A 12,468-nucleotide genomic window follows, 5' to 3' on the forward strand; every position below is an offset into this window, starting at 1 on the left:
TCAAGCGCCGCGCTAAAGCGCGATGAAGCATGGTTGCATCATCATCGCGCCTTAGCCCCTTGTCTGAGCATGATCTTCTCGGAAAACCGCTTCGCACTTCTCCGGATCATGCTTTAGCCCGGACGCCGCTCAGGCGGCGAACTTGCCGCCGAGTTCGTCCTCGATATGGATCCGGATGATGTCGTCGAACGTCTTCTCGGCCGTGGTGAAGCCGAGCTTCAGCGCGCGGTCGGTGGCGAAATCGCGCGGCCAGCCCGAGACGATGCTGATGATGGTCGGATCGGGCACCCGCTTGATCCGCGCGGTGACGTTCTTGCCGGCGACGCGCTCCAGCGACGCGATCTGCTCGCCGACGGTGACGGACATCCCGGGCATGCTGAGATTGCGCCGCGGCCCCATCGCATTGAGATCCATCGTGCCGGCGTGGATCAGAAAGCCGACCGCCGATTTCGGCGAGGCGTGCCAGTGCCGGACGTCCTCGGAGACCGGCAGCACCGCCTCCTCGCCCGCCAGCGGCTCGCGGATGATGTTCGAGAAGAAGCCGGACGCCGCCTTGTTCGGCTTGCCCGGACGCACGCAAATTGTCGGCAGGCGGATCGAGATCCCGTCGAGCAGACCCTTGCGGGTGTAATCGTTGATCAGGAGCTCGCAAATCGACTTCTGGGTACCGTAGCTCGTCAGCGGCGTATGGAAGAATTCGTCGCCGATCTTCTCGGGGAACGGCGCGCCAAACACCGCGATCGAGGACGTGAACACCAGCCGCGGCTTGTAGCCGCCGCCGACGGCACGGATCGCGTCGATCAGATAGCGAGTGCCGTCGAGGTTGATCCGGTAGCCCTTGTCGAACTCGGCCTCGGCCTCGCCCGAGACGATCGCGGCGAGATGGAAGATCACCTCGGGACGCTCGGCGATCAAGGGCGCCGCGGCGCCGGCGTCGGCGAAATCGGATGCGACCACATTGACCGGGATCGAGGCATTCGCGGGCTTGGCCGGAGCGACCACGTCCTGCAGCGTCATCCGGGTGATCTCCTGCTTGCCGAGGCGGCCCTCGCGCAAGAGACGCTCGGTCAGCTTGCGGCCGACCATGCCGGCGGCGCCCAGAATCAGAATGTGCACGACCCTGCTCCTTTTCTTGTCTTGTTGTTCGAATTCAGCTGCGGGCCTTGCGCGCTCATTCCTTCACGGCACCCGTCATCGCCGAGACATAATGCTCTACGAAGAACGCGTAAAGAATAACCAGCGGCAGCGAGCCGCATAGCGCCCCTGCCATCAGGGACCCCCAGCGATAGATGTCACCGTCAACGAATTCGTTGACGATGGCGACCGGCACGGTCTTGTTGGGGGTCGATTGCAGAAACGTCAGCGCATAAATGAACTCGTTCCAGCACAGCGTGAAGCAGAAGATGAAGGCCGAGATCAGTCCGGGGACGGCGAGCGGCAGCACGATCTTGATCAGGATCTGCCAGCGGCTGGCACCGTCGATCAACGCGCATTCCTCGAGCTCGAATGGGATGGTCTTGAAATAGCCCATCAACAGCCAGGTCGAGAACGGGATCAGGATCGTCGGATAGGTCAGGATCAGCGCCAGGGGCGAGTCGAACAGGCCGTACTGAAACACGACGGTCGCGAGCGGGATGAACAGGATCGACGGCGGCACCAGATAGGCCAGGAAGATCAGGCCGCCGACGACGTTGGCACCCTTGTAGCGCAGTCGCACGATCGCATAGGCCGCGAGCACGCTCGCGATGATCGACAGCACGGTGGCGCCCACCGCCACATACATCGTGTTCCAGAGCCAGTGCGGATAGTAGCTCTCGAACAGCAGCTTGTGGATGTGCTTGAAGGTCGGATTCCAGGTCCAGAACGGATTGTACTTGTCGAGATCGAGCAGCTGCTCATCCGGCTTGATCGCCGTCAGCCCCATCCAATAGAACGGGAACAGCAGGATGATCACGATGATCGACAGCGGGATGTAGAGCGTCACGATCCGCCGCGGCACCGACTGCAGGTAGCTCATGCCCTCGCTGTTGTCGACGCGCGAAGGCGTCGACAGGATGCTCTTGAGGTCGACCTTGGAGGCGGGAAGATCAGTCATTGCTCTCTCCCTGCTGCCACTTCCTGCGTTGCAGGCCGAACCATGACACCATGATCGCGGCGAGCAGGAACGGGATCATCGCGCTCGAGATCGCGGCGCCCTCGCCCAGCTGCCCCGCGATGATCGCGCGCTGATACGACAGCGTCGCCATCAAATGAGTGGCGTTGACCGGGCCGCCGCGGGTCATCGCCCAGATCAGCTGGAAGTCGGTGAAGGTGAACAGCACCGAGAACGTCATCACGACGGCGATGATCGGCGTCAGCAAGGGATAGGTGATGTAGCGGAACATCTGCCAGCGCGAGGCGCCATCCAACGTCGCCGCCTCATACAGCGACGGCTGCACGGTCTGCAGGCCCGCCAGCAGCGTGATCGCGACGAACGGCACGCCGCGCCAGATATTGGCGAAGATCACGCAGATCCGGGCCCAGGTGGTGTCGCCGAGGAAATTGATGTTCTGGGTGATCAGGCCGAGATGCTTCAGCGACCAGGAGATGATCGAGAACTGGGAATCGAAGATCCACCAGAACGCCAGCGCCGACAGCACGGTCGGCACGATGAAGGGGATCAGCACCGCGGCACGCAACAGCGCCTTGAACGGCATGCGCTCGTTGAGCAGCAGCGCCAGATAGAGCCCGACCGCGAACTTCACGGCGCTCGCGATGAAGGTGTAGAGCAGCGTGTTGAATACCGACAGCCAGAAGATGGCGTCGTCCCACAACCATTCATAGTTCTCGGTGCCGATGAAATGACCGACGCGGCCGATGCGGGTGTCGGTGAAGGACAGCCAGATGCCGAGCCCCAGCGGATAGGCCAGGAAGAAGATCAGGAACGCCATCGCCGGCAACATGAACCAGAAGCCGAGCCAGTTCTTGTTGTGGCGGAGCTGATCCCACGCGGTCGCTTCGCGGATTTCGGTCTTCGCACGTCGCGGCGCAAGGGCGATGTCAGCCATAGGCGATGTCCCGATTGCTCAACGGATTGAGCATGACTACGCAATATTCCAATGATGGCATTCCAATGATGGCGCGGGCGGCGGCGCTCCACCGCCCGCGTCCATCACATCAGCGATAGATGCGCTTCAGCTGCCGTTCGGCTTCCGCCATCGCGGCCTTGCCGTCCTTGGCACCGGTGCAGTAGTTCGCGAACATGTCGACCACGATGAAGTCGGCGATCGCGGTCGCGGCCTTCTCGCCGGGCGTGCCGATGCCGGAGGCCGGCAGCGCGCGCTTCGAGGCCTGGCCGAACACCGCGTTCTTCGGATCGGCGGTCCACACCGGAGCCGAGTCGTAGGCATTGAGCGTGTGGGTGAGATAACCCCGCGCGCCCGACAGCCACTTCTCGAAATTCTCCTTCTCCAGCATGAAGGCGATGAAGGCCTTCGCCGCGTTCGGATATTTGCAGAAGTTGAAGGCGAGGATCGGAACCGCGAGCTGCAACTCGGTCGGCTTGCCGATCGAGCCGACCGGCCACAATGCGTGGTCGATGTCCTCGGCGAGCTCCTTCTTGCTCGGATCGTCCTTGGCGGCGACGTAGATCGAGATGCCGTTCGAGGTCAGGAACAGCTCGCCGGACAGGAAGGCCTTGTTGTTGGAGGAGTCGTTCCAGGACGCGACACCCGGAATGAAGGTCTCCGACAGCGCCTTGGCATATTCCAGCGCCTTCATCGTCTCCGGCGAGTTGATGATGACCTTGTCGTCCTTGTCGACGGTCCAGGCGTTGTGGCCCCAGAGGATGTTGTGCACCCAGGCATTGGCGTCGCCGGTGGCGTGGCCGAGCGCGAAGCCGGCCGGCGTGTTGTTCTTCTTCAGCGCCTTGCACAGTTCGAGATAGGCCGGGAAATCGGACGGCACCTGCTTGAAGCCGGCCTTCTCGACCGCCGACTTGCGATAGGTCAAATAGCCGCCGATGGTCGCGACGGGAATGCCGAGCCAGTCATTGCCCTGCTTGCAGGTCTTGGCCGCGGCTTCGGTCCAGCCGCCATATTTGTTGCCGAGATAGTCGGCAACGTCGTTCATCTTGAGAACCTTGGTCGGGAACAGCTGCGGCAGCGTGTGCAGGCCCCAGGCGAGGTCGAGACCCGAGCCGGTGTTGGCGGCGACCGAGGCCTTCGGCTGCACGTCCTCGAAGGACTCGCTGAATACGTTCATCTCGGTGCCGGTTGCCGACTTGAAGGCCGCGACCATGGCGTTGAATGCATCGTCTTCCGCGGGCACGAAGCGCTTCCAGCGCATCACGGTGAGCTTGGCGCCGGGCTCCGCCTTCCAGGGCGCGCTCTGCGCCCAGGCCTTGGCGAAGTCGAACAGCGCCGGCCCGGTGAGCATGCCGGTTGCAGCCAGCGCCGTGCCGCCCTGAAGCAGCGAGCGGCGAGTAAAATCGTGCATCGTCCTTCTCCCTATGATTGTGTTTTTGTTGTTTTTGATCTGGCCTGTTGGTCGGCCATTGAGATCGATCGCTCCGTCAGCTGTTCAGTCGTTTCCCCGTCGAATCGTCGAACAGATGGACCAGCGACGGATCCGGCTTGAGCCGAACCTTGTCGCCCGGGTTGAACAGATGGCGCTCGCGGAACACGGCGACGACCTGCTCGCCGCCGAGCTTGGCGAACACCTGGGTCTCCGAGCCGGTCGGCTCGACCACCACGATCTCGGCCTCGGCGCCGTCATCGGCGATGGTGAAATGCTCGGGCCGCACGCCGTAGACCGCGGGTTGGCCGTCGGAATTGGCCGGCGCCGATTTCAGCGGCAGCTTGACGCCGTTCGGTCCCTCGAAATAGGCGGCGCCGTTCACCTTCACATTGCCCTTGAGGAAATTCATCGCCGGCGAGCCGATGAAACCGGCCACGAACTGGTTCGCCGGCGTGTCGTAGAGCTCGAGCGGCGAGCCCATCTGCTCGACGATGCCGTCATGCATCACGACGATCTTGTCGGCCATGGTCATGGCCTCGATCTGGTCGTGGGTGACGTAGACGGTCGTGGTCTTCAGCCGCTGGTGCAGCTCCTTGATCTCGGTGCGCATCGCAACACGCAGCTTGGCGTCGAGGTTCGACAGCGGCTCGTCGAACAGGAACACCTGGGGATCGCGCACGATGGCACGGCCCATGGCGACGCGCTGGCGCTGGCCGCCGGAGAGCTGGCGGGGATAGCGCTCGAGCAGCGGCGTCAGCGCAAGGATTTCCGCAGCGCGCTTGACGCCGGTCGAGATCTCCTCGGGCTTGGCGCCGCGCAGCTTGAGCGAGAAGCCCATGTTGTCGGCGACCGTCATGTGCGGGTAGAGCGCGTAGTTCTGGAACACCATCGCAATGTCGCGCTCTTTTGGCTGGACATTGTTGACGACGCGGTCGCCGATCGAGATCGTTCCCGAAGTGATGTTCTCAAGCCCCGCCAGCATGCGAAGCAGGGTCGACTTGCCGCAGCCGGAAGGGCCGACCAGAACGACGAACTCGCCGTCCTCGATCGGGATCGACACGCCGTGCAGGACCTCGAAATTGCCGAACGATTTCCGCACGTCGCGAATCTGGACCGACGACATCCACTTCCCTCCCTCAAGTTCCCGACGACGTACGACGAGTGCCGCCACCGCTCTGTTTTGTTCCGGCCGCGCTGGGTGCGCGGCGCTGTTGGACTGGCGTTATTGTCCGCAGTTTATCCGGTTTTGGCAATCGTTCGATTAGCAACCGCTTGGTAGCGCTGTCAATATCAGTTTGTCTGCGACGAACGTCGTGATATGAGCGGCAAATGGCCCGAAAGCGCATCACGCCAGGCAAGATCCGGCTCGCCGAAGTCGCGAAGCTCGCCGGTGTCAGTCCGATCACGGCCTCACGTTTCTTCAGGAATCCGGAAGCACTTTCGGCCGGCAAGCGCGCGCGGGTCGAAAGTGCGGCAAAAGAACTCGGTTACGTGCCCAATCTCGCGGCACGCGCGCTTGCGTCGCAGCGCACCGAGGTGATCGGTGTCCTGATCCCGTCGCTGACCAACAACGTGTTCTCCGACGTGCTGCGCGGCATCTATGACGCGCTCGACGGCAGTCGCTACAGCATTCAGCTCGCCAACACCCGCTACAGCATCCTGCAGGAAGAGCGCCTGCTGCGTCTGTTTTTGGCACAGAAGCCCGCCGGGCTGATCATTACCGGCATCAACCAGACCGCCGATTCCCGCCGCATCATGGAGACGGTCGATTGTCCGATCGTCCAGATCATGGAGGTCGGTCCCTCCCCGATCGACATGATGATCGGATTCTCGCATTTTGACGCCGCAAAAGCGGCCATCGCCCACCTGCTCGCGCAGGGCTACCGGCGGATCGGCTTCCTCGGCGCGCGGATGGACCCGCGGGTGCAGCGGCGGCTCGACGGCTATCGCTTCGCAATGACGGAAGCCGCGCTGTTCGATCCACAGCTTATTGTGACAACGGCGATCCCGACCTCGGTCACGCTTGGCGGCACGCTGTTTGCCGACCTGCTCGCCAAAGCCCCGGACATCGACGCCGTGTTCTGCGTCAATGACGACCTTGCGCTCGGCGCGCTGTTCGAATGCAAGCGCCGGCACATGGCGGTGCCGGAGCAGATGGCGATCGTCGGCTTCAACGACCTCGAATTCATGGCGTCGAGCGAGCCGACGCTGAGCAGCGTGCGCACCAATCGCTACGAAATGGGCAGAAACGCTGCCGTGATGGTGATCGAAACGCTGGAAGGGCACCGACCCGCCGAACCCGTCGTCGATCTCGGCTACAGTGTCATGGAACGGCAAAGCTCGGCGCGACGCAATTGACTTCGCTCGCTACCTGCCCGTCACAACGGACGCGAAAAATGATAAAATGATAGCGCAACCAAGACCCTTCAACTAAGGTCCAATCCATCACACGAAACACCTGTGCGTGATCGGTCGGGTTTGTAATGCACGACGATTTGCGCAAGGTAGCAACGACGTTGAACCAGAGCCCTTGAATGGGCCCACCAGAGTTTGCATTGCGGGAGAAACCAATGACAAAACCCCCCACCAACGGGCACGACGCCGCAGGCGCGACCAGCAAGGGCAAGGGCCGCAGGCTCCGCTCCCAGGAATGGTTCGACAACCCGCACAATCCGGGCATGACCGCGCTCTATCTCGAGCGCTATCTCAATTACGGCCTGACGCGCGAGGAATTGCAGTCGGGCAAGCCGATCATCGGCATCGCGCAGACCGGCAACGACCTGTCGCCCTGCAATCGGCATCACCTCGAACTCGCACACCGCGTCCGCGAGGGCATCCGCGCCGCCGGCGGCATCGCCATGGAGTTTCCCACCCATCCGATCCAGGAGACCGGCAAGCGCCCGACCGCGGCGCTCGACCGCAACCTCGCCTATCTCGGCCTGGTCGAGGTGCTGTTCGGCTATCCACTCGACGGCGTGGTGCTGACCACCGGTTGCGACAAGACCACGCCGGCCTGCATGATGGCGGCGGCGACCGTCAACCTGCCGGCGATCGTGCTATCGGGCGGCCCGATGCTGAACGGCTGGCACGAAGGCCAGCGCACCGGCTCCGGCACCGTGGTGTGGAAGGCGCGCGAGCGGCTCGCCGCCGGCGAGATCGACTATGAGCAATTCATCGAGATCGTGGCCTCCTCGGCCCCCTCGGTCGGTCACTGCAACACGATGGGCACCGCCTCCACCATGAATTCGCTCGCGGAAGCGCTCGGCTTCTCGCTGCCGGGCTGCGCGGCGATCCCGGCGCCGTATCGCGAGCGCGGCCAGATCGCCTACGAGACGGGAAAACGCATCGTCGACATGGTCTGGGAGGACCTCAAGCCGTCGGACTTCCTGACGCGCGAGGCGTTCGAGAACTGCATCGTGGTCAACTCCGCGATCGGCGGCTCGACCAATGCACCGATCCATATCAACGCGCTGGCGCGCCATGTCGGCGTCGAGCTGTCGATCGACGACTGGCAGAAATACGGCCATGACGTTCCGCTGCTGGTGAACATGCAGCCGGCCGGCTTCTATCTCGGCGAGGAATATCACCGCGCCGGCGGCGTGCCCTCGGTGGTGCGCGAGCTGATCAAGCACAAGCGCATCCACGAAGGCGCCCTCACCGTCAACGGCCGCACCATGGGCGAGAACTGCAAGGAAGCGCCGCAGCCCGACGGCGACGTGATCTGGGGCTACGACAAGCCACTGGTGAAGGACGCCGGCTTCATCGTGCTGCGCGGCAATCTGTTCGATTCCGCGATCATGAAGACCAGCGTGATCTCGAAGGAATTCCGCGACCGCTATCTGTCCAACCCGAAGGACCTCAATGCCTTCGAGGGCCGCGCCATCGTGTTCGAGGGGCCGGAGGATTATCACGCGCGGATCGAGGATCCCGCGCTCGACATCGACGAGCACTGCGTCCTGTTCGTCCGCGGCACCGGCCCGATCGGCTATCCCGGCGGCGCCGAGGTCGTGAACATGCAGCCGCCGGCAGCGCTGATCAAACGCGGCATCCTGTCCCTGCCCTGCATCGGCGACGGAAGGCAGTCCGGCACCTCGGGCTCGCCCTCGATCCTCAACGCTTCGCCCGAGGCTGCCGCCGATGGCGGGCTCGCGATCCTGAGGACCGGCGACAAGGTGCGCATCGACCTCAACAAGGGCAGCGCCAACATCATGATCTCGGAGGATGAGCTGCGCACCCGCCGCGCCGAGCTGAAGGCCAAGGGCGGCTTCCCGCATCCGGCCAACCAGACGCCGTGGCAGGAGCTCTACCGGCAGACCGTCGGCCAGCACGCGACCGGCGCCTGCCTCGAGCTCGCGACGCGCTACCACGATATCGCCGGCAAGGTCGGCGTGGCGCGCGACAATCACTAGGACGCAAACCGTCATTGCCGGGCTCGACCCGGCAATCCATCGTTCTTCGAAAGATGGATGCGCGGGTCAAGCCCGCGCATGACACTGCAAATCGCCAAAGAAGGAAGAAACGCATGTCAGACCGCCTGAAGGGCAAACGCGCATTCGTAACCGCAGCGGCCGTCGGCATCGGCCGCGCCTGCGCGCTGGCTTTTGCCCGCGAGGGCGCGAGCGTGTTCGCGACCGATATCGACGAAGGCAAGCTTGCGCTGCTCAAGCAGGAAGGCGTCGCCGAGGTTGCGAAGCTCGACGTGCGCGACACCGCAGCGGTCGAGGCAATCGCAAAACGCGCCGGCAAGACCGACATCCTGCTCAATGCCGCGGGCTTCGTGCATCACGGCACGGTGCTGGAATGCTCGGACGACGATTGGGACTTCTCCTTCGACCTCAACGTCAAGTCGATGCACCGCACCACGCGCGCTTTCCTGCCCGGCATGCTGGCGCAGGGCGGCGCCGCCATCGTCAACATCGCCTCCGCCGCCGGCGCGGTGAAGGCGGCGCCGAACCGCTACGTCTATAGTGCCACCAAGGCCGCGGTCGCAGCACTGACGCGCTCGGTCGCGGCCGACTTCATCACCAAGGGCATCCGCTGCAACTGCATCTGCCCCGGCACCATCGAGACGCCTTCGATGCTTGAGCGTGCGGCGGCTGCCGGCCCGCAGGGACGCGAGATGTTCGTTGCGCGCCAGCCGATGGGCCGGCTCGGCACCGCCGAGGAAATCGCCGCGCTCGCCGTCTATCTTGCCAGCGACGAAAGCTCGTTCACCACAGGTGTCGCGCATGTCATCGACGGCGGCTGGACGCTTTAGCTCTAACCTCTCCCCGCAAGAGCGGCGCGAGGGAGCCGACTTCCGCCGCGGCAGCATCTGAGGAAACGTCAAAGGACAAAGCAATGAACAAGATCGATCTCAACGGCCGCTGCGCCGTCGTCACCGGCGGCGCGCAGGGATTTGGCCGCGCCATCACCGAGCGCTTTGTCGCGTCGGGCGCCAAGGTCGCGATCTGGGATTTCGACCAGCCGCTGGCCGAAAAGACCGCGCGGGCGATCGGCGAGAACGTGATCGCGATCAAGACCGACGTCACCGATCCCGACGCGGTCGACGCCGCGCGCGATCAAACGCTGCGGGCGTTCGGCAAGATCGACATTCTCGTCAACAATGCCGGTATCACCGGAGCCAACAAGCCGGTATGGGAAACCGATCTCGACGACTGGCGCAGGGTGATGCGGATCAATCTCGAGGGTCCCTTCATCTGCTGCAAGGCGATCGTGCCGACCATGATCGGCCAGAAATACGGCCGCATCGTCAACATCGCCTCGATCGCCGGCAAGGAAGGCAATCCGAACGCCGCGCATTATTCGTCGTCCAAGGCGGGCCTGATCGCGCTCACCAAATCGCTCGGCAAGGAGCTCGCGCAGCACGACATCCTGGTCAATGCGGTGACGCCGGCCGCGGCGAAGACCGCGATCTTCGACCAGATGACCCAGCAGCACATCGACTTCATGCTGTCGAAGATCCCGAAAGCCCGCTTCGTGCAGGTCGAGGAGCTCGCCTCGATGGTGGCGTGGCTGGCATCAGAGGACTGCGCGTTCTCCACCGGCGCGGTGTTCGACATCTCCGGCGGACGCGCGACCTATTAAATCGCCGCTCGCCTCGCCGGCTGCCGCAGCGCCGCGACGAGATGATCGGCCAGGAGTGACGCCGCGTGCGACAGGTTTTGCGCGCGATGCAGCCGTATCTCGGCCCGCGGCAACCTCGGCATGCCGTCGCGCGCGGTCAGCCGACGCAGAGTCTGCGGAAACGTCCCCGACTTAACCACGGTCACGGCGAGGCCCTGCGCCGCGATCGCCTCGACCGCGGACAGGCTGTGGCTGACAAAGGCGAGCCGCCACGGCCGGTTCGCCTCGTCCAGCGCCTGCATCGCCCAGCTCCGGAACAGGCAGCCCTGCGGATAGAGCGCGACCGGCAGCGGATCGAGCTCCTCGATGCGATGCGCGGCGCTCGCAGCCCACACCGCCTGCTCGGTACGCAGCAACTCGCCCTCGCCGCGTCCCTCGGGGTGCATCGCGATCACGAGGTCATAGGGTTCGCCGAGCCGATCGGTCATCGTCGACGTCAGCCCCGTCTCCATCTCGACATGGATCAGCGGATAGCTGGCGATGAACTCCTTGAGCAGCGGCGGGACGATCATCGTCCCATAGTCGTCCATCACGCCAAGGCGAACCCGTCCATCCGTGCCATGCGCGCGCACCCGGCCAACCGCCTCCGCGTTGAGGCTCAGAATGCGGCGGGCATAGCCGAGCAATCCCTCGCCTGCCGCACTGAGATCGACGCTTGACGTGCTGCGGTGAAACAGTTCGGCCTGCAGCCGCTCTTCCAGCCGCTTCACCTGCATGCTGACGGCCGATTGGGTCCGGTTCAGCGCCGAGGCCGCGCGGGTGAAGGAGCGATGCTCCGCCACCGCGACGAAGGCCTGCAGGAGATCCGGGTCCAGGATGGGCGCACTCATAACGATCTGTGATTTAGTCGATCAAATCTATTCCATTCCCTGATTATGTCCTCATCCCTAGATTGCGCAAGCAAAACCAAGGGGCGAACGGAATGGGCGAGATCTGGGGCGTGTTGGCGGCGGTGGCATCGAGCGCGCTGGGCGGCACTTCGATCGGGGCGACGCGGTTTCTGGTCGGCGCCATCGATCCCCTGGCGATCGGCGCGTTCCGCTTCGGCATCGGCGTCTTGCTGCTGCTGCCGCTGGCACTGCTGCAACGCCGGAGCTGGCCGCCACGGCACGACTGGCCCGGCGTTGCCGGCCTCGGCCTGCTGTTCTTTGCGGCATTTCCGGTCCTGTTCAACGCCTCGCTGATCTTCACCACCGCCGCGCGCGGCGCACTCGCGCTGTCGACGCTGCCGCTGCTGACCATGCTGGTCGGCGCGGTGCTGGGCGCCGAAGCGCTCACCGCGCGCAAAACCGCAGGCGTGCTGATCACCATCCTTGGCGTCTCGATGGCGCTGCTCTCCGGCCTCGCCACGGCGCCACCTGGCGCCTGGCGCGGCGACCTCTTGATGGTCGCGGCCGCGCTGTGCATGGCGCTCTACAGCATCTGGTCAAAACCCTATATCCGCCGCTCCGGCCCGATCCCCTTCACCACGCTCGCGATGGCCGCCGGGGCTGTTGTCCTCATGACAGCGTCGCTGCTGCGCGGCAGTTTTGCGCCGGTCGCCGATTTCGGCGCGCCGCAATGGTTCGGCGCGATCTATCTTGGCGCGTTCGGCGCCGCACTCACCTTCTATCTCTGGGCTCTCGCGCTGGAGCGGACGACGCCGACCCGGGTGGCGATCTCGGTCACCGTCAATCCGATCGCGGCATCGCTGGTCGGCGCAGCGCTGCTCGGCGAGCCGCTGAGCTGGAATCTGGTGGCCGGCATCGTCACCGTTTTCGTTGGCATCTGGATCGCGACCACCCAGCCGCCCCTGGCGCACGCGGTCGCTCCCGACATGCGCTGACTGCGGCAACGCTCGCCCGC

11 protein-coding genes are annotated in these 12,468 nt (G+C 64.3%); 5 read left to right on the forward strand and 6 right to left on the reverse strand.

Features of this window, described 5'->3' with window-relative positions:
* Positions 1 to 129: 129 nt before the first annotated feature.
* From denD to IF803_RS02630, 5 genes are all read right to left on the reverse strand, one after another.
* The gene (gene denD / locus IF803_RS02610) at positions 130 to 1,116 is read right to left on the reverse strand and encodes a D-erythronate dehydrogenase (protein WP_411779713.1); all 987 of its coding nucleotides are present in this window, start codon (positions 1,114 to 1,116) and stop codon (positions 130 to 132) included.
* A gap of 55 nt (positions 1,117 to 1,171) precedes the next feature.
* A complete protein-coding gene (locus tag IF803_RS02615) occupies positions 1,172 to 2,095 on the reverse strand; it encodes a carbohydrate ABC transporter permease (RefSeq protein ID WP_016847193.1) in 924 nt (307 codons plus the stop codon).
* The gene (locus IF803_RS02620; RefSeq protein WP_018271134.1) at positions 2,088 to 3,047 is read right to left on the reverse strand and encodes a carbohydrate ABC transporter permease; all 960 of its coding nucleotides are present in this window, start codon (positions 3,045 to 3,047) and stop codon (positions 2,088 to 2,090) included. Before IF803_RS02620 ends, IF803_RS02615 begins: the two co-directional genes overlap by 8 nt.
* A 109-nt stretch (positions 3,048 to 3,156) precedes the next feature.
* Complete coding sequence (locus IF803_RS02625; protein WP_057019733.1) at positions 3,157 to 4,476, reverse strand: ABC transporter substrate-binding protein; 1,320 nt, start codon at positions 4,474 to 4,476, stop codon at positions 3,157 to 3,159.
* A 76-nt stretch (positions 4,477 to 4,552) separates the two neighbouring features.
* Positions 4,553 to 5,620, reverse strand: coding sequence for an ABC transporter ATP-binding protein (locus tag IF803_RS02630; RefSeq protein ID WP_028334988.1), 1,068 nt, complete (start codon positions 5,618 to 5,620; stop codon positions 4,553 to 4,555).
* A 206-nt stretch (positions 5,621 to 5,826) separates the two neighbouring features.
* Here IF803_RS02630 and gntR point away from each other — a divergent pair, with 206 nt between their 5' ends.
* The 4 genes from gntR (at position 5,827) to IF803_RS02650 (ending at position 10,584) form a co-directional block, all read left to right on the forward strand.
* Positions 5,827 to 6,855: an HTH-type transcriptional regulator GntR gene (gene gntR / locus IF803_RS02635; protein ID WP_461191178.1), complete on the forward strand. Its 1,029-nt coding sequence runs from the start codon at positions 5,827 to 5,829 to the stop codon at positions 6,853 to 6,855.
* 212 nt (positions 6,856 to 7,067) lie between these two features.
* Positions 7,068 to 8,906, forward strand: coding sequence for an IlvD/Edd family dehydratase (locus IF803_RS02640; protein WP_461191179.1), 1,839 nt, complete (start codon positions 7,068 to 7,070; stop codon positions 8,904 to 8,906).
* A gap of 113 nt (positions 8,907 to 9,019) precedes the next feature.
* Positions 9,020 to 9,754, forward strand: coding sequence for an SDR family oxidoreductase (locus IF803_RS02645; RefSeq protein WP_461191180.1), 735 nt, complete (start codon positions 9,020 to 9,022; stop codon positions 9,752 to 9,754).
* An 83-nt stretch (positions 9,755 to 9,837) separates the two neighbouring features.
* Positions 9,838 to 10,584 (forward strand): SDR family NAD(P)-dependent oxidoreductase, encoded by a 747-nt coding sequence (locus tag IF803_RS02650; protein WP_304499760.1) that lies wholly within the window; start codon positions 9,838 to 9,840, stop codon positions 10,582 to 10,584.
* Here IF803_RS02650 and IF803_RS02655 read toward each other — a convergent pair.
* On the reverse strand, positions 10,581 to 11,453 hold the full coding sequence (locus IF803_RS02655) for a LysR substrate-binding domain-containing protein (RefSeq protein WP_461191181.1): 873 nt from the start codon (positions 11,451 to 11,453) through the stop codon (positions 10,581 to 10,583). The genes IF803_RS02650 and IF803_RS02655 overlap by 4 nt on opposite strands.
* A 92-nt stretch (positions 11,454 to 11,545) precedes the next feature.
* Between IF803_RS02655 and IF803_RS02660 the strand changes: the two genes are divergently transcribed.
* Positions 11,546 to 12,448, forward strand: a complete 903-nt coding sequence (locus IF803_RS02660) for a DMT family transporter (RefSeq protein WP_461191182.1) — start codon at positions 11,546 to 11,548, stop codon at positions 12,446 to 12,448.
* The last annotated feature ends 20 nt before the right edge of the window (positions 12,449 to 12,468 follow it).

It is taken from the genome of Bradyrhizobium sp. UFLA06-06 (assembly GCF_054820065.1).